This window comes from Pseudonocardia sp. (assembly GCF_025965585.1).
Taxonomy (GTDB): domain Bacteria; phylum Actinomycetota; class Actinomycetes; order Mycobacteriales; family Pseudonocardiaceae; genus Pseudonocardia.
Map to the genome: position 1 here is coordinate 1 of NZ_JAOPWR010000349.1, position 21,314 is coordinate 21,314.

Below are 21,314 nucleotides of genomic sequence, written 5' to 3' on the forward strand. Positions count from 1 at the left end.
ACCCGCGCTACGAGTCGCTGAGCCCGCAGGAGCGCCGCATCCTCGGCTACATCGCCGACGGCCTCACCAACCGGCAGATCGGCGTCGAGATGTACCTGGCCGAGAAGACCGTCAAGAACTACGTGTCGTCACTGCTGCACAAGCTCGGCTTCGCCCGCCGCACCGAGGCCGCGGTGTACGCCACGGAGCTGCACCACGACGGCACGGGAACGCACCGGCCCCCGTGCGCCCTCGTCAGCCCGGCACCGGGACCAGCATCGGAGGGCCCCCCGCAAACGGGGCCGGTGGACCCGGCCCCGACGGGACGGACGCCGCTGGCGCGGGGGCCCCGGCACGGCGGAGCGTCGACCGGTACCGACACGAACAGGAGCCACCATGCCCGCCGATCCGTCCTGGGCCACCGGCCCCCAACGATTGGACGCACCGCCCGAGGCCGCGGACGACGACCCGCCGGCCACCGCGCTGATGACGCACGACCTCATCGGGATCGTCCCCGACGCCACGGTGGAAGTCGCGCTGCGGCTGATGGTGCACGTCGGTGTCCGCCACCTCCCGGTCATGGAGGGGGCCCTTTGCACGGGGCTCGTCCACGAGACCGACCTCGCGCTGGCGTCCACAGTGCCGGGCCGCGTCCTGCTCACCGTCGGCGACCTGTGCCGGCCCGCTCCCGAGCTGCACCCGGGCGACCGCCGGGGGGCGGCGGCGAGCGTGATGCACACCGGCGGCACGGACGCGGCGCTCGTGGTGCAGGGCGACAGGCTGGTCGGCATCCTCACCGCCACCGACCTGATCCGCTCCCTGGCCGCGGACGTCCACCGCTTACCGCGCCAGCCGCTGGGCGCGCCGACGGGCGAAGGTCCCGCGCGGCCCGGCGCCGTGACCGTTCCGAGAACGAGAAGGAGCGTCCCGGTGCCCATCGACCTCGACCAGGCGGTCACGCAGGCGCTGCGCGCCCCGTCGGTGCACAACACCCAGCCCTGGCGCTGGCGGATCGGCACCGGGACCGTAGAGCTGCACGCCGACCGCAACCGGCAGCTCGACGCCACCGATCCCGGCCGTCGTGACCTGCTGCTGAGCTGCGGTGCGGCACTGCACCACCTCCGGGTCGCCGTCGCGGCCGCCGGGCTCGCGGCCGAGGTCGACCTCCTGCCCGATCCGAACAACAGCGACCACCTCGCCACCCTCACCCTCCGGCCCGGCCCTCCCGACGCGGACGCCGCCGCACTGCACCGCGCGATCGCCCTGCGCTGCACCGACCGGCGGCGGATGAGCCACTGGCCGGTCCCCGCCGGGCAGGTCCGCGCGCTGGTCGACGCCGCGCACCGGTACGGCGCCCTCCTCGTGCCCGTCGAGGGAGACGCCGCGCGGGGCCGCCTCGCGGCCGCGCTCGACGACGCGGCCCGGCGTCAGGCGTTCGTCCCGGGCTACGCCGCGGAGCTGCGCACGTGGACCTCGCGCTACTCCGCCGCCCGCGACGGCGTGCCTGCGACGAGCGTCGCGCCGTCGCCCGTCGGGATGGTGGGCTCCAGCCCGCTGCGCCGGTTCCCGCACGGTGAGCTGCGCCAGCCCCACATGGTGGACGGGCCGCGCGCCCCCGACGACGCGGCCGTGCTGCTCGTCCTCGCGACGGCCGCCGACGAGGTCCGGGACCAGGTGCTGGCGGGCGAGGCCACCAGCGCCGTGCTGCTCACCGCGACCCGCCTCGGGCTCGCGACCACCCCGCTGAGCCAGGGCATGGAGGTCGACGCCACCCGGGAACGCATCCGGCGCGACGTGCTGCGCATCCCCGAGCTGCCCCAGCTCCTGCTTCGCATCGGCCTGCCCGCCGAGCACGCCGAGGAGCTGCCACCGACACCCCGCAGGGACCTGCGAGCGGTGCTCCTGCCGGGCTGAACGCGGCGAGGGACCGCAGCCCGGGGCCTTCGGTCCTTCTCCGCCCCCCATCGGGGACGAGCATCGACCTGCACGGGCCGGACGCGTTCGCGGGCAGCTCGGGTCGGGCTCGACCCCGGTCGGGTCACTTCCCGGTGAAGTGCGGGCTGCGCCGCTCGATCACCGCCGCCAGGCCCTCACGGGAGTCGGCGGTGCCCGACAGCTCGGCCACCGTCCGCGCCTCCTCGGGGAGCTGCGCCTCGACGCGGCTGCCCAGGCCCGACCAGACCAGCCGCTTGGTGGCGGCGAGGGCCTTGGGCGCCCCCGCGGCCAGCGTTCGGGCCAGGGCCAGCGCCTCCTCGTGCAGCACGTCGTCCGCGACGACGCGCGTGATCAGCCCGATGTCCAGGGCGTCGGCCGCGCTCAGCGTCGGGTTGGTCAGGAAGATCTCCATCGCCTTCCGCACCCCGACGATCTGCGGCAGCGTCACCGACGACCCCGCGTCGGGCGCCATCCCGACGCGCGTGGCGCCGGACATGAACTTCGCCGACTCGGCGGCGATCACGATGTCCGACGCGCACACCAGCCCGAACCCGCCGCCGCCCGCCGCGAACCCGTGCACGGCCGCGACCACCGGCGCCTGCAGGCCCAGCAGCCCCTGCACCGATATCTGCAGCCAGGATGTGGCCTCGCGCAAGTAGTCGGGAAGGGCGTCGCCCTTGCTCGCGAACGTCGTGACGTCGCCGCCCGCGCAGAAGTGCCGGCCCTCGCCGGTGAGCAGCAGGCAGCGCAGGCCCGGCTCGCCGTGGGCGCGCATGATCACGTCGTAGAGGTCTCGCAGGAACGGCACGTCCATGCCGTTGGAGGCCTCGGGCCGGTTGAGCCGCAGGTGCCCGACGCCGTCGTCGTCGAGATCGAGGAGTACCTGTCTGCCGTCGATCAGCTTCATCGCTCTCGCCTTCCGGTGAAACGGTCGATGCCGGTGCCGGCCTGCTCCCCGGCCAGGTGGTCGAGGGTGGCCGCGGTCTCCATCGCCAGCCCGTCGCGAAGGGAGCCGTGCAGGCCGCCGCGGACCAGCTGCTTGATGCGGGTGAGCGCGGCCCGGTCCTTCCCGGCGAGGTTCGCCAGCAGCGCGGCGACGGCGCCCTCGAACGCGGGCGGCGGCACCGAGCGGTAGACCAGCCCCCACGCGGCGGCCTCGGCCCCCGACAGCCGGTCGCCGGTGAGGATGTGGCCCAGCGCGCGGGGCGTGCCGACGATGCGTGGCAGCCGCTGCGACCCGCCGCCGCCGGGGATCATGCCGAAGTTGGCGTGGTTGTCGGCGAGCACGGCGTCGTCGCGCACGATCGCGACGTCGACCGACTGGATCAGCTCGAAGCCGCCCGCCGTCGCGTATCCCTCCACGGCCGCGACCACGGGGATCGGCAGCTCGGCGATCAGCTCGCAGGCGCCGATGAACGTCTCGAACAGCGGGCGCAGCGCCTCCCGCCCCTGCGTTCGCAGCCGCGACACCTCGTGGAAGTCGCCGCCGGCGCAGAAGTGCCCGCCTGCCCCGCGGATCACGATGACGTCGGCGTGGACGGCGGCGTCGGACAGGGCGTTGCGCAGCTGGGTGGCCAGCTCGACCGTGACGGCGTTGCGCGCGTGCGGCCGGTTGAGCAGGACGTGGGCGACGCCGCCCTCCACGCGCGTGAGAACGGCCGGCTCGGTCATGCCCGGTCCTCCCGCCAGCGGTCGGCCGACGGGTCGAGCAGCTTCTGCAGGTGCCCCTCGGGCAGCCACACGAGCGTCTCCAGCTCCAGCGCGTCGAGGAACCGGACCCGGCCCGACCTCCGGTCCTCCAACCGCAGCCGCGGGCTGTTGGCCTCGACGTCCACGCTCACGGCCACCTCGGCGAACTCGTTGCCCACGATCCCCATGTGATCACCGGGCCCGATCAGATCATCGGCCGCCATCAGATCAGGAAGGACAGGGTCGGCAGCACGCGCGCGTTGTCCACCAGCGCCACCTTCTTGTAGGACATGCGCAGCTCACCGTCGACCGTGCGCAGCCGGTAGGTGTAGCGGCCCGCCCAGATCTCCTTGCCCCGCTCCCGGGACTCGACCAGCACGAAGTTCGCCTCCACCCTGACATCGCCCCCGGCGGTGCCCCCGGTGCCGAGCACCTCCACGTTGGACACCACCCTCCGCAGCCGCGACGCCGGGGTCTGGGAGTGGCGCCGCCCGGTGTTGAGCTGCCTGATGCGCGTGGAGATCCGGTTGCGGTTGTCGTGCACCACCGACATGCGCGTCATCGGGTCGGCGTCGTCGGAGCCGGCGGGCACCCAGTACAGGGCGTCGTCGGTCCACAGTGCCTCCCAGTCGTCGTAGCGGTGCTCGTCGGCGAGCCGCGCCTCGCGGTACAGAAACTGCTCGACGGTCCTGATGTCGATCTCGGTGGTGGTCGCTGAGCCGTTCGTCGTCACCTCGTCATCAGCTCCTTGTAGTGCGCCCAGAAGCCCCGCATCGCCGTCTCGTCGGTGGCCCCGCCGACGGTGTGGCCGCGCTCGTCGACGTACTCCCGCTGCGCCCCGCGCCGGACGTCGAGCCACTCGGGCCGCAGCTCCGCGACCCCCACCTGGTTGCGCTCGTACATCTCGGTGTCGTCGGCGAGCAGCAGCCCAGCGGGCCCCACCGAGCCGACGCACTGCTGGAGCATCCGCCTGTTCATCTCCGGCGCGCCCTTGAGCTGCACCGCGGTGACGTGCTGCACCGTCAGGTCGTGGGCCAGCGGCTGGATCGTGAACATCTGGATCTCGGCGATGAACAGGTTCGGGAAGATCATCACGTGCGGGGCGCCCTCGACGAGGATCTCCTGCGCCGCTTCCCCGTAGCGGCCCCGCATCGCCGCCACGTACTCCGGCATCCGCTCCTCGGTGGTGCCGAACCAGCCCAGCGGCGCGCCCAGGCGGCGGAACTCCGGCCGCAGGTCGTTCTCGCTGTGCCCGTGCCCGAACGCCCGCGTCACCGCCGAGGACTTCTCGCTGTAGAGCGCCCCGATCCCGCTGTCGGCCACGCTGAAGATCGACGCGTGCACGAACTGCGGGTGGTAGCCGTCGGTCTCGTTCTCCGCCAGCAGCTTCCAGTTGGCCCGCGCCCGGTGCTTGAGCCAGCCGGCGGTCACCTCGATCTCGCCCTCTGGCGACAGGCGCACCAACCGGTCGATCTCCCCCGCCGCGTCGCCCAGGTGATCGGCCAACGACGGCCCGTCGGCGGCGAGGCTGCCGAACACGAACCCCTGGTGCACCGCCACCCGCGGCACCCTTCCGAGGCCGAGCTCCAGCTTCCCGCGGCCGCCGTAGCCCTGGTGGAACGGGTAGCCGAGCAGGTCGCCGGAGTTGCGGTAGGTCCAGCCGTGGTAGGGGCAGCGGAACGAGCTGGAGTTGCCCGCGTCCGCCTCGCACACGAGGTTGCCGCGGTGGGCGCACCGGTTGAGCAGCAGGTGCACCTCGCCGTCGGCGCTGCGGGACATGATCACGTCCTGCGGGCCGATGGCCTTGCGCACGTAGTCGTTCGGGTTCGCGATCTCGCTGACATGGCCGACGTAGACCCAGGTGGAGTACCAGATCCTCGCCAGCTCGTCGGCGAAGACCTCGGGCGAGGTGTACAGCGAGCCGTGCACGCGTTCGGGTTCGATCAGCGCGTCGTAGCGCCCGCCCCGCAGGTCGGTCGGCGTCACGGTGCCCCTTCCGGATGGTTCTTAACCTCGATTAAAGACTATCACCGACCCCGGCCCGCGACATGACACACGGCAGGATTCGAACGTCGATTAGAGTCGTGCCATGGACCTCGGACATGCGGGAGCACGGGCCGTCGTCACCGGGGGTGGCGCCAACATCGGCCGGGGCATCGCGCACGGCTTCGCCCGCGAGGGCGCCCGGGTTCTCGTCGTCGACGTCGACGCCGCACAGGCCGAGCAGGTCCGCGCCGAACTGGTCGACCTCGGCGCGGCCGACGCCCGCGCGCTCACGCTCGACCTCACCACCGACGGCGCGGGTGCCGCCGTCGTGGCCGCAGCCCTCGAGGCGTGGGGCGGCGTGGACGTCCTGGTCAACAACGCCGGCTGGAGCGAGCCCGGCTGGTTCGCCCAGCAGACCGACCGGGCGCTGTGGCAGAAGACGATCGAGGTCAACCTGTTCGCCGCGATCGACTGCACCCAGGCCGCGCTGGGCCCGATGCGGGAGGCCGGGCGCGGCGCGATCGTGTTCCTCTCCAGCGACTCCGCGTTCGGCGCCGTCCGCCAGGGCATCTACGGCTCCACCAAGGCCGGGCTGATCGCCCTCGCCCGGACGGTCGCGCGCGAGCACGGCCGGCACGGCATCCGCTCGAACGTGATCGCCCCCGGCCTGGTGCTGCCGCCCGACGACGCCGCGGTCGGCGCGAGCAGCGTCTGGGCGCGCGAGGACCTCTTCACCCCGGAGCAGATCGATTCGGTGGTGCGGACGCAGGCCCTGCGCCGCCCGACGACACCCGACGACATCGCGAACGCGGTGCTGTGGGTGTCGTCGGAGACCGCGGCCCGGCAGGTCACGGGCCAGGTGGTGGCCGTGGGCGGCGGGTCGTCGATGCCCTGACCGTTGCGCTTCCGCTCGACGGCTGTCTATTCTCTATTAGAAAAGAAGGGCGGGCGCCATGGACGCCACCGTCACCGCTCCGCCGGCCGGGTTCACCACCTTGACACTGGACGTCACCGACGGCATCGCCACCGTCCGGCTCGACCGCCCCGACGACGCCAACGCCATCGACGTCCCGATGGCCCGCGACCTGTCCGAGGTGGCCACCCGGCTCGCCGAGGATCCGTCGGTGCGCGTGGTGCTGCTCGGGGGCAACGGCCCGATGTTCACCGCGGGCGGTGACATCCCGCTGTTCTCCCACACCCCGCCCGACGAGCTCCCCGGCCTGCTGCGCCGCCTGATCGACGACTACCACCTCGCCATCGAGCGCCTCACCGAGCTCGACGCCCCGATCGTCTGCGGCGTCCGGGGCGCGGCGGCCGGCGGCGGGCTCGGGATGGTCTGCGCCGCCGACTACGTGGTCGCGGCCGACGACGCCGTGTTCACCGTCGGCTACGGCAGGCTCGGACTCACCGCGGACGGCGGCAACACCTGGTTCCTGCCCCGCCTGGTCGGGATGCGCCGGGCGCAGGAGATGTTCCTGCTCAACCGCCGCCTGACCGCCGCCGAGGCGCTGGACTGGGGGCTGGTCAACCGCCTGGCGCCCGCTGCCGTCGTCGACGCAGAGGCGCGGGCCGTCGCGGAGACGCTCGCCGCTGGCCCGACCCGCGCCTTCGGCGGCATGCGCGCGCTGCTGCGCCAGAGCTACGAGACGCCGCTGCGCGACCAGCTCGCCGACGAGCAGGCCCGCATCGTCGCCATCTCGGCCACCGCCGACGCCGCCGAGGGCGTCGCCGCCTTCGCCGCCCGCCGCACCCCTCGCTTCGACGGCCGCTAGGAGCACGCATGAGCAACTCGATCATCGTCGCCGACACCGAGGAGCGCGCCGCGCTGCGCGGGGCCGTTGCGAAGCTGGTGGCGAAGTACGGCCACACCTACTTCATGGACAAGGCCAAGCGCCACGAGGAGCCCACCGAGCTCTGGAAGGACCTCGGCGCCGCCGGGTTCCTCGGCGTGCACCTGTCCGAGGAGTACGGCGGGGGCGGCGGCACGTTGTCCGACCTGTCGGTCGTGGTCGAAGAGGTGTCCACGCAGGGCTGCCCGCTGCTGATGATGGTCATCTCCCCCGCGATCTGCGGCACGATCATCGACACCCACGGCAGCCACGAGCTCAAACAGCGCTGGCTCCCCGGCATCGCCGACGGCTCGTTCAAGATGGCCTTCGCCATCACCGAGCCCGACGCCGGCTCCAACAGCCACGCGATCACCACCACGGCCCGTCCGGACGGCGACGGATACGTGATCTCCGGCGCCAAGTACTGGACGTCCGGCATCGACGAGGCCGACGCCGTGCTCGTCGTGGCGCGCCTGGCCGAGGCGCTGCCGAACGGCCGCCACCCGCTGTCGCTCTTCGTCGTCCCCACCGATGCGCCGGGCCTGAGCTACACCCACATCGAGGCGGCCCTGCAGCAGCCCGAGCACCAGTTCACCGTGCACTTCGACGACGTCCGCGTCGGCCCCGACGCGCTGGTCGGCGAGGCCGGCAACGGGCTGCGCCAGGTGTTCTCCGGCCTCAACCCCGAGCGCATCACCGCGGCCTGCATCAGCAACGGCATCGCCCGCTACGCCCTGGACAAGGCCGCCCGCTACGCCGCCGAACGGCAGGTCTGGAAGACCCCCATCGGCGCCCACCAGGGCGTGGCCCACCCGCTGGCCGAGTCCTACATCGGCGTCCAGCTCGCACGACTCATGGCGTTCCGCGCCGCCGAGCTGTTCGACGCGGGCGCCGACGCCGCCGAGGCGTCCAACATCGCGAAGTTCGCCGCCGCCGACGCCTGCCTCAAGGCCCTCGACCAGGCCATGCAGACCCACGGCGGCAACGGTCTCGCACTCGACTACGGCCTCGCCGACCTCTGGTTCGTGGCCCGCATGCTCAAGACGGCGCCGGTGAGCCGCGAGATGGTGCTCAACTTCGTGGCCCAGAACAGCCTCGGCCTGCCGCGCTCGTACTGACCCTTCGCCGGGGCGGCTGCGCCCCACCCGGATCCGCGCGCCGTTTTGCGTCCTCGCACCGTCCATGGAGGGTGCGAGGACGCGAAATCGCGCGCGAATCGCGCGCAGGTCGGGGCGCTCGCTCAGCCGGCCAGCTGCTCCGCCGCGCGCCGGGCCAGCCGGAACTTCTGCACCTTGCCCGTCGGCGTCGTCGGCAGGTCGTCGGCCGCGATGACCAGCACGTGCTTGGGCACCTTGAACCGCGCGAGCTTCTCCCGGCACAGGGCGATCAGCTGGTCGACGTCGAGCACGGCGCCCGGCTCGGGCACGACGAACGCGCACCCGACCTCTCCCCAGCGGTCGTCCGGCACACCGACGGCGTAGGCCTGGCTGACGCCGGGGAACTGAGTGAGCAACTCCTCCACCTCCTTGGGCATCACCAGCTCGCCGCCGCTCTTGTAGAGCTCCTTGCTGCGGCCGGTGATCTGGAGGTAGCCGTCGTCGCGGACACGGCCGAGGTCGCCGGAGAACACCCAGCCGTCGCGCAGCCCGGCGGCGGTCTCCACCGGCTTGTCCCAGAAGCCGAGCATGTGCGTCGGCCCCTCCGAGACGAGCTCGCCCTCGCTCCCGGCGGGCATCTCGGTGCCGTCCAGGGGGTCGACGGTGCGGTAGTGGCAGAGGTCGCCGCCGCGTTCGGGCATGCCGGCCGCGCCTGCCATCTTGACGCGGCCGACGGTGGCCGAGTGCCTCTCCAGGGAGTCCTCGGGCAGCGACATCGTCATCGCACCGCCGCACTCGGTCATGCCGTAGCCGGTGGTGATCTCGGTGATGCCCAGCTCGGACCGCACCTTCTCCCAGAGCCACACGGGCGCGGGCGCCGCCCCGGACAGGATCGCGAACACCGACGACAGGTCACGGCCATGGCGGTCGGGATGCTCGAGCAGGGCCACCGTCATCGTCGGCACGCAGAGGATCTCCGTGGCCCGGTGTCGCTCGATGCCGGCGAAGTAGTCGGCCGGGGCGAACGCGGTGCGCGGCACGATCGCGCCGCCCACGAACATGACGGCCATCAGCCCCTCGACGTAGCCGAACATGTGGTAGCAGGGCAGCGAGAACAGGATGCGCCTGCCGTCCTCGAAGGCCCTGGTCAGCGCCGAGGCGTAGCCCGTGCGCTGCACGGCGTCGTGGGTGACCATCACGCCCTTGGGCGAGCCCGTGGTGCCGGAGGTGTAGAGGATGTCGCCGAGGTCGCCAGGCTCGGCCCGCGAGCCGTCGGACGCGCCGGGGTGCCGGTCGCCGAGCTCCCCCAGCTCCTCGACGGTCAGCACACCCGCACGGGGCACGCCCCCGGTCGGGAGCTGGACGACGGCGCGCAGGTCGGGCAGGGCCTCGGCCCGGCCGCTCCCCCACCCGGGGGCGATGGCGTCGAGCATCGCCGGGTAGTCGAGCCCGGCGAACCCCGTCATCGTCACCAGCACGTTGCAGCGCGACTGCGCGAGGATGTACGCGAGCTCGTCGGTGCGGTAGAGGTAGTTGAACGGGATGGCCACGGCCCCGGCGCGCGCCACGGCGAACTTCAGCGGCACGAACTCGAGGTAGTTCGCCATCAGCAGCCCGACGCGGTCACCCTTCCGGACGCCGAGCGCGGCCAGCCCGTCGGCCAGGCACTGCGACCACGCCGCGGTCTCGGCGTAGCTCACCGTGCGGTCGTCGGTTATCACGAGCGGGCGGTCGGGGAACTCGGCCGCGCAACGGTCCAGGAGGCCGTCGAGCGTGATCGGCACCCACTGGGGGAACCTCGCCTCGAGTGCCGCGCGCCGCTGGGGGATGGTGTCCGTCATCGGCGCCTCCTCGGCGGGGATTTGAATCCAGATTAGTAGCGTGGAGCGCGCCACAGCAAGACTTTTCGTATCGGGATTAGACTGTCCGGCGGACGAGAGCAGAGGAGCGACGTCACGTGAAGTTCGACATCATGAAGGGCCCGTCGACCTGGGAGCAGACCGCCGGCATCGCCCGTGCGGTCAGCGACGCGGGCATGTCGGGCATCGTCTTCACCGAGACGAGCCAGACGCCATGGATGTCGCTGGCGGTCGCCGCGTCCGCCGCACCCGACCTGGAGCTGTCCACGGGCATCGCGGTGGCGTTCCCGCGCAGCCCGATGGTCAGCGCCGGCATCGCCTGGGAGCTCGCGGCCAACACCCGTGGCCGGTTCCGCCTCGGCCTCGGCACCCAGGTCCGGGCCCACGTGGAGCGCCGATACTCCTCGGAGTTCGAGCACCCCGGGCCGCGCCTGCGTGACTACGTCCTCGCCGTCCGCGCCTGCTTCGACGCGTTCGCCGGCCGCGGGAAGCTCAACCACCAGGGCGAGTTCTACAACCTCACGCTGCTGCCCGAGGCCTGGCGCCCGCCGCAGCACGAGTTCGGTGACATCAAGATCGACATTTCAGCCGTGGGCGACTGGATGTGCCGCATGGCGGGCGAGGTGGCCGACGGCATCCACGTGCACCCGCTGCACTCGGTGCACTACCTCAACGAGCGGCTCCGGCCCGCCGTGGCCGAGGGCTGCGCCGGGGCAGGCCGCAGCGTCGACGACGTCGACCTGATCGTGCCGGTGTTCGTCGTCGCCGGCGACACCGAGGAGGAGCGCGCGCCGCTGCTGCGCCGGGCCAAGGAGCAGATCGCCTTCTACGGCTCAACGAAGAACTACGCCTTCCAGTTCGACGACCTGGGCTTCACCGGCCTGTCCTCGCGGCTCAACGACCTGCTCAAGGCCGGTGACCTCGACGGCATGCGCGACGCGATCACCGACGACGTCGTGGAGCACTTCGCCGTGGTCGGCCGCTGGGACGACATCCCCGGCGTGCTGGTCGACCGCTACGAGGGCGTGGCCGCACGGCTCGTCACCTACCTCGCGGAGGAGACGATCGACGCCGACCCGAAGGTCGCCGATCGCTGGGGCGAGATCGCGCGGGCGCTCGACCGCTGAGCACCGGGGCCGGCGGGCGAACGGCCACACTCGACTCATGAGAATCGGTGTGATCGGACCGGGCACCCCGGACGCCGGCTCCGGCGACGAGCAGCTCGCCGAGCGCGTGGGCGAGCTGCTCGCGCGGCGCGGTGCGACGCTGGTGTGCGGTGGCCTCGGCGGCGTGATGGCCGCCGCCTGTCGCGGCGCGCAACGGGCCGGGGGCACCACGGTCGGGTTGCTGCCCGGCCTCGACACCGACGGCGCGAACCCCTACCTCACCGTCGCGCTCCCGACGGGCCTGGGCGAGCTGCGCAACGGGCTCGTCGTGAACGCCAGCGAGGCGGTGATCTGCGTCGGCGGGAGCTGGGGGACCCTCAGCGAGATGGCGCTCGCCCTCCGCACCGGCACGCCGTGCGTGGGCCTGGCCTGCTGGGCCGTCGACACCCTCGGCTCCGAGCAGGAGCGGACCGTGCACCGTGCCGAGAGCCCCGAGGACGCCGTCGACGCCGCCCTCACCGCCGCGAGCGCCGCTCGCTGACCGGACCCGGTCCGGTCAGACCGTCGGCTCGCCGTACATCTCCCCGAGCGGGTCGTGGATGAACTCGATGCGTGCACCGTCCGGGTCCCGGGTGTAGATCGACACCTCGGAGTGGACCATGTAGTCGGTGCCCCGCTCGTCGAGGCGGGCGCGGATCTCGTTCCAGTGCTGCTCGGAGACCGAGATTGCGATGTGGTGCAGGCCGCCCAGCACCTCCGCGTAGGGCCCCGGGTCCACACCCGGCAGGTCGAAGAACGCGAGGCAGTTGCCGTTGCCGACGTCGAAGAAGAAGTGGGTGGAACCCGCGAGGTCGCGGTTCTCGAACAGCACGGTCACCGGGAAGCCCGCCACGTGCTGGTACCACTCGACGGTGGTGCGCACGTCCCGGCAGATCAGCGCCGCGTGGTGGATCCCCCGGCCCGTCGAGGCCGGGCGCTTGTCCCGCGAGAACAGGAACTCGTCGCGGATGCGGTCCCGCGTCTCCGTGAGCGCCCTGCGCTGGTCATCGTCGATGAGCGACGCCTTGTCCATGTCCACCCTCCTGTGCCGCACCGCAGACCCGCCCGCTCCGTTCCCGGCCAGCATGTCGCAGACGTCGGTCGGCCCACCACCCATGACGCCGGTGGATGCGGGTGGATGCGGTGGCCGGCCCGAGCAGGGTGTGGCGGGCGCTCACCGAAGGGACGGACTGCCGCGTGGGTGCCGTCGCCGAGGTCGAGGACACGTGGCTGCCGGTCCTCGACGCCCTGCGACGGCGGCTCGACCGCGGAGAGCGGTGAGGCCCCCGGCCCTCTGCCGCCGCCCCGCACGACGCGTGGATCGGCACGCAGCCGGCCGCCGGACTGATCAGCAGCGACGGGGGCGCAGCCCGTCCATGACCAGGTCGAGCATCCGGCCGGCCTGGTCGTGCTGGTCCGGGCCGCCGGCCGCGAGGAGTACACCGGCGAGGCTCGCCACCACGTCCTCGGCGCGCACATCGCCGCGCAGGCTGCCGGCGGCGTCACCGGCGTCGAGCAGGATCTGGATGGCCGAGGTCAGCCGTTCCCTGGTCTGGGACGAGGTGATGGCCTCGGACGCGATGGCGGCGCGGAGCGCCTCGGCCATCCCCCTCTTCGTCCTCACGAAGTCGGCGTACCGCCCCATCCATGTTCGGAGGGCATCGTCGGGCGGCAGCGCGTCGAGCAGCTCGCCCGCCCCGCTGCAGAGGCGAGCCAGCTCGCTGCGGTACACCGCCTCGACCAGGGCCTCCCGGGAGGGGAAATGCCGGTAGAGGGTGCCGATGCCGACGCCGGCATTCCGGGCGATCGTCTCCAGCGCCACCTTCTCCCCGTCGGACGAGAAGGCCGCGAGCGCGGCCTCGACCAGTCGCTGCCGGTTGCGCTGGGCGTCCGCTCGTCCCGGGGATCCGTCGGTCATAAGCGGAGGGACCTCCGTATCTGGTAGCGTCGTCGATGCGGAGGTTCCTCCGTCTGATCGCAACTGTGCCATCTACGGGAGGCTCACCGTGGCCGGAACCACCGGACGACCGGATCCGACCCTCGACACCGCACGCCTGGCGGGCCACCCGGTGGCACGCGTGGGCTTCGGGGCCATGCAACTGGCGGAGCGGGGCGGCCGGGCTGCACCCGCTCGGGACGCGGCACTGGGCGTGCTGCGGCGGGCGGTCGAGCTGGGCGTCGACCACATCGACACCGCCGAGTTCTACGGCGCCGGCGTCGCGAACGAGCTGATCCGCTCCGCGCTGCACCCCTACCCGGACGATCTGGTGCTGGTGAGCAAGGTCGGCGCCGAGCACCACCCCGGGAAGGGTCTGGTCCCCGCTCAGCGCCCCGAGCAGCTCCGTGCCGGCGTGGAGGCCAACCTGCGCAGCCTGGGCGTCGAGCAGGTGACGGTGGTGAACCTCCGCCGCCTCGACACCGGTCCCGGCATCGAGGCGACCGGAGACCAGCGCGTCGATCTCGACGGCCAGCTGGCCGAGATGGTGGCCCTGCGCGACGAGGGCAAGATCGGCGGCATCGGCCTCAGCAATGTCGGCGTCGATCAGCTCCGTCGGGCGCTACCTGTCGGCATCGCGTGCGTCCAGAACGTCTACAACCTCCTCGACCGGTCGGGCGAGCCGCTGCTGGACCTGTGCCGCGAGCACGATCTGGCCTGGGTGCCCTTCTTCCCGCTCGGCTCGGCCTTCCCACGCATGCCCTCGGTCACGGACCACCCTGCGGTGATCGCGGCGGCGACCGCTCTCGACGTCACCCCCGCCCAGGTCGCCCTGGCCTGGCTGCTGGCCCACGACCCGCACGTCCTGCTCATCCCCGGGACGTCCAGCACGGCCCACCTGGCCGACAACGTCGCCGCCGGGAGCGTTCACCTCGACGCCGAGACCATGTCCACCCTCGACGGGCTGGCAGTCGCGCCCGGCTGAACGACCGTCGCCGGGTGAGGGCCACCTGCGGATTCTTGCGATCGCCTTGCGGTCCCCCGGGCCGGCGTGCAGGCCGCCGACATGCTCGGTGTCCACCACGACGCCACCGGGCTCCTCGGCCGCGCGCCAGATCTGCGGCTGCCTGATCTGGGGCGGTTCGTCCCCAAACGTTGGGCCGGACGAGGGAACACGTCGATTCCAGCCTAACGCGGGGCTTGATCAGGCCGATGAGCGCTTGTCAGGCCGCGCAGGAGGGGTCGTGGAGCTGGCAGCTGGGGAGCGTGGCTCACCACAGCAGCGCCCGCCCGGGCACGGACGGGCGCTGCCGCTCGCCCGCGGCCAGGAGGGGACGGCAACCGGCCGGTTGCACGCGCGGCCACCGTCCGCCGGACCGGTCGACCATCCGCACCGTCTCCCGCACTCCACCAGCGCCTCGGTGCGCAGCAGGCGACGCGGAACGGGCCTGCACCGATCAGCCGGCCCATCCCGACGCCGGGATCGACGACCGGGCCGGTCAGCTCGGGGCCAGACCCAGCTGACGCAACAGCGCGAGGTCGTCCAGCCGTCCCCACCGCTCGACGATCTTGTCGCCGCGGACACGGAAGATGTTGATGCCGGCCAGCACGATCGTGTTCCCGGTGGGCGCCACGTTCATCAGCTCCCCTCGGTGGGTGCCGCTGGCGGTGAAACGTTCCACCACGGTGTCGCCCTCGGCGACGAGCTGGTCGCGGTCGCTGTGCCAGTCGGGCAGCGCCTCCCGGAACAGGGCCGCGGCCTGGCGCATCCCTTCGGGGCCGTCCGGAGCGCCCGGGAACGGCGGGTCGTGGTTGACGAAGCCCGGGTCCAGGTAGCGGTCGACGGCGCTGAGGTCGCCCTTGGTGAACAGTTCCTGGATGAATGCGTCGACGATGTGCTTGTTGCGTGTGATCTGCTCTGTGCTCATGCCGACATCGTCGATCCCCCAGGAGCGGTCGACCATCCCAGCAAGTTGGGGTTTCCGCGCGCCGCCCGCCGCCGGACACTGATGCGATGCCGACGCGAGCGGCCCTGGCCGCGGCCGAGCACGAGGTCATCCGGTGCTGCCACCAGGGCCTCGACGTGGCCGGCGTGCAGCAGCAGGTACTGCAGGCCCTGCGGCGGCTCATGCCGATCGACGCCGCGTTCTTCGCCACTGCCGATCCCGCGACGCTGCTGTTCACCGGCGCGTATGCCGAAGAACCGCTGCGGGAGTCGCAAGGACTGTTCCTGGAGAACGAATTCGGGAGGGACGACGTCAACAAGTTCGCCGCGCTCGCCACGTCCCCTCGGCATGTCGCGTCGCTGGACGGGGCGACCCGGCAGGAACGCACGTCGAGCCTGCGGCACCGCGACATCATGGGCCCGCTCGGTCTGGGGGACGAGCTCCGGGCAGCCCTCGTCGTCGACACCCAGTGCTGGGGTTACCTGTGCCTGCACCGCGAGGACCACGAGCTGGGCTTCGCGGACGAGGAGGGCGCACTGGTCGCCCGGCTCGGCCCGCACATCGCCCACGCCCTGCGCCAGGCCGTGCTGCTGCAGGGCCCGTCCACGACGGGCACCGGCCGCGAACCGGGAGTGGTGTTGCTCGCCGACGACCTCACCGTGGTCGCGGTGACCCCGGAAGCCGAACACCTGCTCACGCTGATCGCCCCCGATCGCACGGCGCAGCATCCGCTGCCGGTCTCCGTCCACACCGCCGCTGTCGCCCTGCTGGCGCTCGAGCGCGGCGGCGCCGCAATGCCGGTCCCGAGCACACGCGCCCGCACCGCAGACGGACACTGGCTCCGGGTCCACGCCTCCCGACTGCACGGCCCACCCGGGGCCGGGCACATCTCCGTCGTCCTGGAGCACGCCGACAGGCACACGACCGGCCTGCTCGTGCTCGCCGCCCACGGGCTCACCCCCCGCGAGACCGAGGTGGCCCGGCTCGTGCTCCGCGGCGCACCCACCACCGCCATCGCCGACACGCTGCACATCTCCCGCCACACCGTCCAGGACCACCTCAAGGCCGTCTTCGACAAGGTCGGCGTGCGCAGCCGCCGCGACCTCGTCGGTCGGTTGCTGGGCGCACCCGGCCCGGGCGGTTGACCGCCCCGCGCGTTCCTGCTCCTCCTCCCTCGCGACCGAGGACTGCGCGCGGTTCCTCCCGGCGCGTGTAGCGACGCGCACGCAGGTGACAGAGCGCGCGCGTGGGCCCGGGCGGCCGGCGCACGCGTTGCCGGCGTTCTCGGCGGACAGTTCTCGGCGGACAACTGCCACTGCACCCACGAGTTCTTCACAGCTGCACCGACATATCGCGGCAAGGCATCCATGACCCGTGGTGATTCGGCCGTCACCGTCGATGAGGTGACGGACCTGCTCCTGATGTCAGCAATGACCGAGTTGCACAGAATCCGTCGACGATGAGAATTTGCCGATCGATAGTGAGGAATGACGCTCCCGGCCGCCTCCATTCGGACATCGCACCGGTCGCACGGGAGAAGGAGCAGGCGACGCGGTCGACATCCCGGCCGGGCCGCTGGTCAGACCCGTGATCGTCGCGTCGCTGTCGGTCCGACGAGGGCGGTGAATGTGCTGAACAATGCAGAATCGGACCGACGTTCGCGAAGATGATACTTCTGCACAATTGCCCCACGTGAGACTCGTGCGGGGCGAAATGGACAATATGCTGCGAGCAGCCCCAATTTGAGGGTCCTAGCACCCCGCACGCTCGGCTGTGCCCCGGATTGACATCGGTCGAGGCTGCGCGGGTCGATGCGCCCTGAGGAAGGGACTGAATGCGATCATGAAGCCTCCCAAGGTGTTCGGACGGGGCCGGAACCCGTTCAGAAGGAACCTCTTTCGTGTGGGCGTGCTCACGGCCGCGCTGACCGCCGTCACCGGAGTGCTCGCCGTCGCGGCGGAGGCGGCGCCGAGCGCGCCGTATGTCGCGGGGGTGACCTTCCCCTTCAACGGCGTCTGGCTGGAGTCCACTGACGGAGGGCACTACTGGGACTCCAGCGGCAACGGGCTGTGCCGCATCGATGCCGCGGCAGGGGGTGGGTTCACCGAGAACGTCGGTACCTGTGACGTGCAGGCGAAGAAGCCGACACAGGCGACGGTCGGGCCGGTCAACGGGGACGGCACCTACTTCGTCTACGCCGCGGACATGTCCAGCAAGAGCGGCGGGCCGGTTCGCGTCACGTACGACCCGAACGCCAACGGCGGCGCCGGTGGCATCATCGCGGGCAGCGGGACGACGCTGGGCGGGCTGAACACCGTCGGGTTCTTCGCCGACGCGGCGGGGAACTTCAAGAACTCCTCGGTCGCCCTGGGCCCGTGCGACGCCACGATCGCCACTCCGTGCCGGGCTCTGTACCTCGGCTTCGAGCGCTCGCAGAAGATCGAGCGCATCAACTTCGTCGACCAGCCGGTCGCGGCCCAGTCCATCGAGACGATCTCCAAGACCACCGACAAGCGCAAGGGCGTCCGGTTCGGCATCGGCGACTTCCACAAGCCCGCCACCGCCACCGCACCGGCGACCGACGACCTGTACATCGACGAGCTCGGCGGCAACGGGGTGTCGCTGCTGACCGACATCGCCCACTGTGCACCCTCCGAGGGGGCGGCAGACCCGACGGTGGTCAACCCGCCGGTCAACCAGGCCGGTGGCTGCGCGGCAAGCGTCGTCGGCGGCATCACGACGAACTTCCCGCAGGGAATGGCCGTGCAGAACGACGCCAACGGCAACAGCCAATTCCTGTACGTGGCCGACTCGCCGCGCAACTCCGGCGCCACCGTGCTGCGCTACCACCCGGACACCGGGCTGCAGGACGTGGTGTCCAACGCGATCACGCCGCCGGTTCCCGACCTGCTCGACGGGGCTCCCGCGCTGCAGTCGAACTACACGTTCGTGATGGGTCTGGCGGTCGACCCGCACAACGGTGACCTGTTCATCGGCGACGACCCGACGTTCGCCGTCCTGGTCAACCCGCCGCTGAACAAGGGACACATCTTCACGATCCCCGGCGTCAACGGCGTCGCCCCGGCTGACTGCCTGGGCTCGGCGGCGACGCCCTGCACCCCTCCGCCCCCGCCGAGCGTGTCCACACCCAGCCTGTACGCCTACGGCCTGACCGCGCCCAAGGGAGGGGCGACGTTCGTCCCGTCCGACGACGGCGGTCACATCTGGGCGGCCGACCACTCCCAGGGCCTGTGCCGCATGGACCAGGTGACCGACCCCAAGCTGGGCGTGCTCAACCTGCACGCGTTCAACTCCGCCGCCTGTGACGACGGCACCGTGCTGGGATCGGGAGGGCAGACCGTCCACGACGACGTCGTCGTCGCCGGCACGCCCAACCACCACTTCCTCTACGTCGCACAGAACGACCACCTCAGCCCCGGTGTCATCCGGTTCGAGTACGACCCCTCGGCCGACAACGGCGCCGGGAACCTCGTGCCCGGCAGCGCGGTGGTCATGGCCCCGGGCGCCGGTCTGAACGGCGACAAGGCCAACGGGCTCGCGATGGGGTGCAACAAGCCCGTCGCCTTCGGCCAGACCTGCGCCGGCCAGGGTGGCGGCAACGTCCTCTACATGGGAGGCCTGCTCGACGGCTTCATCCGACGGATCAACAACCCCGAGGCCGACCCTCGCGTGCAGACCGTCGACGTCGTCGCCATGACGACCGAGCAGAAGGCCGGCACGCTCGGCAAGGGCATCAACGGCTCGATGGGCATGATCGGCGACGACCTGTACCTCCCGGAGAACCAGGGGTTCACCGTCGTCAAGAACATCAGCACCTGCCCCGCCGGCAACCAGGTCTGCGCCACGGTGCCGCTGAACATCAGCCAGTTCGGGTTCGTCTTCGGCTCCGCGATCGGCGTCGACACGAACCCCCAGCACAGCACCAGCGGGCTGGTCTACGCGGCCATCTCGCCCGGAGCGGCCAACGCCACGGTCTACCAGTACGACGTGGCGACCAACACCTCACGGATCTTCGCCACCCAGGGCCAGCTGCCCACCGCCGGATCCGGCGAGGCCACCGTCTGGTGCACCACGACGTGCACCAGACCCGCCGACCCGGCCAACCCGCCGGGCGCGAAGGCCGCCTTCCGGTTCGCCCAGGGCATCATGGTCGACCCACGCTCCGACGAACTCGGCGGCGGAACGGTCTACCTCACCGAGGACGCCTTCGCCGGCGCCCGCGGTGGCCGCGGCCACGCGTGGTCCACACCGTTCACCCCCTACCCTGCCGGCGCCACGCCCGTGGCGTTGCCCGTCACGACGCCCGTAGCCGGGAGCCAGACCTGCAACCTGACCGTGAACATCCCGTCCCTGGCCGGCGGGCAGACGTACTGGGTGCAGTTCACCACGCGCGCGACCGGCCAGATCAGCTCCACCTGGACCATCCCGGTGTCGCAGGCCGCGCAACTGGTGCTCTACCAGGGCAACCCGTTCACCGGACTGGCCGACCCGGTCGCCACCGGCACCAAGGGCGGCTCGATCGCGATCCAGAACACCACGGCCGGCAGGTTCAGCATCTCCACCGCGCCGAACACGCAGCCCGCGGGCACCTACACGGTGCAGTTCTTCAACTCGAGCAAGGCCTTCGCAGCCACCACCGGCACGCTGAGCTTCCTCAACGACGGACCGACAGCGTGCGTCCCCTCGCCCGTCACGGGGCACGTCATCAACTGATCTCTTCGAGCCGCGCGGCCGTCGTCCCCACCCGGGGACGGCGGCCGTCGCCGTCCAGGGAGGCGCAACGGCGCGCGCGCCTCACCGGGCACCTGACGGTCTCACTGCCTCACTCCCAGGGCCGAGAGCGCCTCGGACCGGCTCGCGTGCAGGTCGAACAGCTCGCTCAGCCCTGCTCCCGCGATCGCCGACTGCACGCGGTCCGAGCCCACCACACACAGCCCGACGTCGCCCTGCCCGGCCCGCACCGCCGCCCGGGCCAGCATCGCCATGCCGGCAGCGGACACGCCGTCGGTACCGGACAGGTCGATCACGATCCCCCAGGGAAGCGCGTCCACCGCCCTGTCGACGGCGGTGCCGAGATCGGCGGCGTCGTCGTCGTCGAGCGGGCCGGGGGCCAACGCCAACAACGGGATCCCGGGTCGCAGATTGATCGAGCGGATGGGCTTCGGGCCAGGAGCACCATGCACCTCTCCACACAAGCGCGCTCCCGCGGGCGGGTCGATCCACGTGGCGCGCCGTCTTGACCGGTTCACGCGGCCGGCGGAGCGCACACCTGCCGCGCGCGGAACGACCCGCGCCGTGTGTGGACGGGATCAGCTCCCCCACCGGTCCACGGTTTCACGGGTCCGACGCGCTGCCCCGTCCGGCAGCGCGGCATGCCCGGCGCCGCCCCCCTCCGGTGCAGCACCAGGTCTTCCCCGAGGCCCCCGCCGACGGAGCCTCGTCCGGTCCCGGACAGCCGCCGAACCGGTGGGACCGGAGGGCGGCCGCTCCCCGGTCCCCGTATGCGAGCATCGGCGCCGGGCGGTATGCGACGTCCGGCGCAGCACGAGATGCAAGGAGGTTCGGTCCGTTGACCCAACCGAACGAACGGCTACCCGGCCGGCCGATCGCCCGTACCTCGGACCTCGGCGAGGCGCTCGACGCCGTATCCGCGGTGTTCCTCCCCCACGAGCTGCAGGTGCTCGACCTCTCTGCACCGCTCGACATGCAGCTGAACGCCGTCCAGATGGGCACGGTCACAGCCGGATATCTGCGGTACGGCCCGCATGTCCACATGCGCACGACCGACGCCAGCAACTACCACGTGAACATCGCACTGACCGGCGTCACGGAGTCGCGATGCGGCCACCGCGACAAGGTGGCGGCCACCTCATCGGACCGTGCGGCGATCTT

General features: G+C 71.9%; 20 protein-coding genes and 2 pseudogenes. 12 read left to right on the top strand and 10 right to left on the bottom strand.

The annotated features are described in order from the left end of the window. A pseudogene (locus tag JWR81_RS21235) lies at positions 1 to 188 on the top strand (response regulator transcription factor); the annotation flags it as partial. Positions 189 to 375: 187 nt separating this feature from the next. After that, positions 376 to 1,893, top strand: coding sequence for a CBS domain-containing protein (locus tag JWR81_RS21240; protein ID WP_297655685.1), 1,518 nt, complete (start codon positions 376 to 378; stop codon positions 1,891 to 1,893). A 124-nt stretch (positions 1,894 to 2,017) separates the two neighbouring features. Here JWR81_RS21240 and JWR81_RS21245 read toward each other — a convergent pair whose 3' ends face one another. The 5 genes from JWR81_RS21245 to JWR81_RS21265 are packed head-to-tail and all read right to left on the bottom strand — an operon-like array spanning position 2,018 to position 5,589. Next, positions 2,018 to 2,821, bottom strand: a complete 804-nt coding sequence (locus JWR81_RS21245) for an enoyl-CoA hydratase-related protein (RefSeq protein WP_297655688.1) — start codon at positions 2,819 to 2,821, stop codon at positions 2,018 to 2,020. After that, a complete protein-coding gene (locus JWR81_RS21250; RefSeq protein WP_297655691.1) occupies positions 2,818 to 3,585 on the bottom strand; it encodes an enoyl-CoA hydratase/isomerase family protein in 768 nt (255 codons plus the stop codon). The genes JWR81_RS21245 and JWR81_RS21250 overlap by 4 nt, the downstream gene beginning before the upstream one ends. After that, positions 3,582 to 3,827, bottom strand: a complete 246-nt coding sequence (locus JWR81_RS21255) for a hypothetical protein (protein WP_297655694.1) — start codon at positions 3,825 to 3,827, stop codon at positions 3,582 to 3,584. The genes JWR81_RS21250 and JWR81_RS21255 overlap by 4 nt, the downstream gene beginning before the upstream one ends. Next, the gene (locus JWR81_RS21260; RefSeq protein ID WP_297655697.1) at positions 3,827 to 4,336 is read right to left on the bottom strand and encodes an aromatic-ring-hydroxylating dioxygenase subunit beta; all 510 of its coding nucleotides are present in this window, start codon (positions 4,334 to 4,336) and stop codon (positions 3,827 to 3,829) included. The genes JWR81_RS21255 and JWR81_RS21260 overlap by 1 nt, the downstream gene beginning before the upstream one ends. Beyond that, complete coding sequence (locus JWR81_RS21265) at positions 4,333 to 5,589, bottom strand: aromatic ring-hydroxylating dioxygenase subunit alpha (RefSeq protein ID WP_297655700.1); 1,257 nt, start codon at positions 5,587 to 5,589, stop codon at positions 4,333 to 4,335. Before JWR81_RS21265 ends, JWR81_RS21260 begins: the two co-directional genes overlap by 4 nt. A gap of 103 nt (positions 5,590 to 5,692) precedes the next feature. Between JWR81_RS21265 and JWR81_RS21270 the strand changes: the two genes are divergently transcribed. Genes JWR81_RS21270 through JWR81_RS21280 form a run of 3 tightly spaced genes read left to right on the top strand, consistent with a single transcriptional unit; the run spans position 5,693 to position 8,536 of the window. After that, positions 5,693 to 6,484, top strand: a complete 792-nt coding sequence (locus tag JWR81_RS21270) for an SDR family NAD(P)-dependent oxidoreductase (RefSeq protein WP_297655703.1) — start codon at positions 5,693 to 5,695, stop codon at positions 6,482 to 6,484. 58 nt (positions 6,485 to 6,542) lie between these two features. After that, positions 6,543 to 7,361 carry an enoyl-CoA hydratase-related protein gene (locus JWR81_RS21275; RefSeq protein WP_297655706.1) on the top strand — a complete coding sequence of 273 codons (819 nt, stop codon included), beginning with the start codon at positions 6,543 to 6,545 and terminating at the stop codon, positions 7,359 to 7,361. Between the two features lie 8 nt (positions 7,362 to 7,369). Further along, positions 7,370 to 8,536 (top strand): acyl-CoA dehydrogenase family protein, encoded by a 1,167-nt coding sequence (locus tag JWR81_RS21280; protein ID WP_297655716.1) that lies wholly within the window; start codon positions 7,370 to 7,372, stop codon positions 8,534 to 8,536. Between the two features lie 122 nt (positions 8,537 to 8,658). Here the strand turns inward: JWR81_RS21280 and JWR81_RS21285 are convergent, their stop codons facing one another. Continuing rightward, positions 8,659 to 10,356, bottom strand: a complete 1,698-nt coding sequence (locus JWR81_RS21285) for a class I adenylate-forming enzyme family protein (RefSeq protein WP_297655719.1) — start codon at positions 10,354 to 10,356, stop codon at positions 8,659 to 8,661. A gap of 116 nt (positions 10,357 to 10,472) precedes the next feature. On the opposite strand from JWR81_RS21285, the gene JWR81_RS21290 reads away from it, so the two are divergent. After that, positions 10,473 to 11,501 (top strand): TIGR03617 family F420-dependent LLM class oxidoreductase, encoded by a 1,029-nt coding sequence (locus JWR81_RS21290; protein ID WP_297655723.1) that lies wholly within the window; start codon positions 10,473 to 10,475, stop codon positions 11,499 to 11,501. Between the two features lie 37 nt (positions 11,502 to 11,538). Then, on the top strand, positions 11,539 to 12,021 hold the full coding sequence (locus tag JWR81_RS21295) for a TIGR00725 family protein (protein ID WP_297655766.1): 483 nt from the start codon (positions 11,539 to 11,541) through the stop codon (positions 12,019 to 12,021). Positions 12,022 to 12,036: 15 nt separating this feature from the next. Here the strand turns inward: JWR81_RS21295 and JWR81_RS21300 are convergent, their stop codons facing one another. After that, positions 12,037 to 12,552 carry a VOC family protein gene (locus JWR81_RS21300; RefSeq protein WP_297655769.1) on the bottom strand — a complete coding sequence of 172 codons (516 nt, stop codon included), beginning with the start codon at positions 12,550 to 12,552 and terminating at the stop codon, positions 12,037 to 12,039. A gap of 95 nt (positions 12,553 to 12,647) precedes the next feature. Here JWR81_RS21300 and JWR81_RS21305 point away from each other — a divergent pair, with 95 nt between their 5' ends. Further along, the gene (locus JWR81_RS21305) at positions 12,648 to 12,800 is read left to right on the top strand and encodes a hypothetical protein (RefSeq protein WP_297655772.1); all 153 of its coding nucleotides are present in this window, start codon (positions 12,648 to 12,650) and stop codon (positions 12,798 to 12,800) included. A gap of 67 nt (positions 12,801 to 12,867) precedes the next feature. Here the strand turns inward: JWR81_RS21305 and JWR81_RS21310 are convergent, their stop codons facing one another. Next, positions 12,868 to 13,437 carry a TetR/AcrR family transcriptional regulator gene (locus JWR81_RS21310; protein ID WP_297655775.1) on the bottom strand — a complete coding sequence of 190 codons (570 nt, stop codon included), beginning with the start codon at positions 13,435 to 13,437 and terminating at the stop codon, positions 12,868 to 12,870. Between the two features lie 88 nt (positions 13,438 to 13,525). On the opposite strand from JWR81_RS21310, the gene JWR81_RS21315 reads away from it, so the two are divergent. After that, positions 13,526 to 14,440 (top strand): aldo/keto reductase, encoded by a 915-nt coding sequence (locus JWR81_RS21315; protein WP_297655777.1) that lies wholly within the window; start codon positions 13,526 to 13,528, stop codon positions 14,438 to 14,440. Between the two features lie 514 nt (positions 14,441 to 14,954). On the opposite strand, the gene JWR81_RS21320 is transcribed toward JWR81_RS21315, so the two are convergent. After that, positions 14,955 to 15,383, bottom strand: a complete 429-nt coding sequence (locus JWR81_RS21320) for an ester cyclase (RefSeq protein WP_297655780.1) — start codon at positions 15,381 to 15,383, stop codon at positions 14,955 to 14,957. Between the two features lie 86 nt (positions 15,384 to 15,469). On the opposite strand from JWR81_RS21320, the gene JWR81_RS21325 reads away from it, so the two are divergent. Both JWR81_RS21325 and JWR81_RS21330 read left to right on the top strand, forming a co-directional pair. Continuing rightward, on the top strand, positions 15,470 to 16,546 hold the full coding sequence (locus JWR81_RS21325) for a LuxR C-terminal-related transcriptional regulator (protein WP_297655784.1): 1,077 nt from the start codon (positions 15,470 to 15,472) through the stop codon (positions 16,544 to 16,546). 757 nt (positions 16,547 to 17,303) lie between these two features. Further along, positions 17,304 to 20,135 carry a hypothetical protein gene (locus JWR81_RS21330; protein WP_297655787.1) on the top strand — a complete coding sequence of 944 codons (2,832 nt, stop codon included), beginning with the start codon at positions 17,304 to 17,306 and terminating at the stop codon, positions 20,133 to 20,135. 101 nt (positions 20,136 to 20,236) lie between these two features. On the opposite strand, the gene JWR81_RS21335 is transcribed toward JWR81_RS21330, so the two are convergent. Beyond that, complete coding sequence (locus JWR81_RS21335) at positions 20,237 to 20,542, bottom strand: STAS domain-containing protein (RefSeq protein ID WP_297655790.1); 306 nt, start codon at positions 20,540 to 20,542, stop codon at positions 20,237 to 20,239. 449 nt (positions 20,543 to 20,991) lie between these two features. Between JWR81_RS21335 and JWR81_RS21340 the strand changes: the two are divergent. Then, positions 20,992 to 21,314, top strand: a pseudogene (locus JWR81_RS21340) (AraC family transcriptional regulator); the annotation flags it as partial.

Bases quoted from the DNA above. Each gene is read 5' to 3' on its own strand.
- JWR81_RS21300 (WP_297655769.1), bottom strand. From the start codon at position 12,552: ATGGACAAGGCGTCGCTCATCGACGATGACCAGCGCAGGGCGCTCACG.
- JWR81_RS21310 (WP_297655775.1), bottom strand. From the start codon at position 13,437: ATGACCGACGGATCCCCGGGACGAGCGGACGCCCAGCGCAACCGGCAG.
- JWR81_RS21325 (WP_297655784.1), top strand. From the start codon at position 15,470: ATGCCGACGCGAGCGGCCCTGGCCGCGGCCGAGCACGAGGTCATCCGG.
- JWR81_RS21240 (WP_297655685.1), top strand. From the start codon at position 376: ATGCCCGCCGATCCGTCCTGGGCCACCGGCCCCCAACGATTGGACGCA.
- JWR81_RS21275 (WP_297655706.1), top strand. From the start codon at position 6,543: ATGGACGCCACCGTCACCGCTCCGCCGGCCGGGTTCACCACCTTGACA.
- JWR81_RS21295 (WP_297655766.1), top strand. From the start codon at position 11,539: ATGAGAATCGGTGTGATCGGACCGGGCACCCCGGACGCCGGCTCCGGC.
- JWR81_RS21280 (WP_297655716.1), top strand. From the start codon at position 7,370: ATGAGCAACTCGATCATCGTCGCCGACACCGAGGAGCGCGCCGCGCTG.
- JWR81_RS21270 (WP_297655703.1), top strand. From the start codon at position 5,693: ATGGACCTCGGACATGCGGGAGCACGGGCCGTCGTCACCGGGGGTGGC.
- JWR81_RS21320 (WP_297655780.1), bottom strand. From the start codon at position 15,383: ATGAGCACAGAGCAGATCACACGCAACAAGCACATCGTCGACGCATTC.
- JWR81_RS21305 (WP_297655772.1), top strand. From the start codon at position 12,648: ATGCGGGTGGATGCGGTGGCCGGCCCGAGCAGGGTGTGGCGGGCGCTC.
- JWR81_RS21255 (WP_297655694.1), bottom strand. From the start codon at position 3,827: ATGGCGGCCGATGATCTGATCGGGCCCGGTGATCACATGGGGATCGTG.
- JWR81_RS21250 (WP_297655691.1), bottom strand. From the start codon at position 3,585: ATGACCGAGCCGGCCGTTCTCACGCGCGTGGAGGGCGGCGTCGCCCAC.
- JWR81_RS21245 (WP_297655688.1), bottom strand. From the start codon at position 2,821: ATGAAGCTGATCGACGGCAGACAGGTACTCCTCGATCTCGACGACGAC.
- JWR81_RS21285 (WP_297655719.1), bottom strand. From the start codon at position 10,356: ATGACGGACACCATCCCCCAGCGGCGCGCGGCACTCGAGGCGAGGTTC.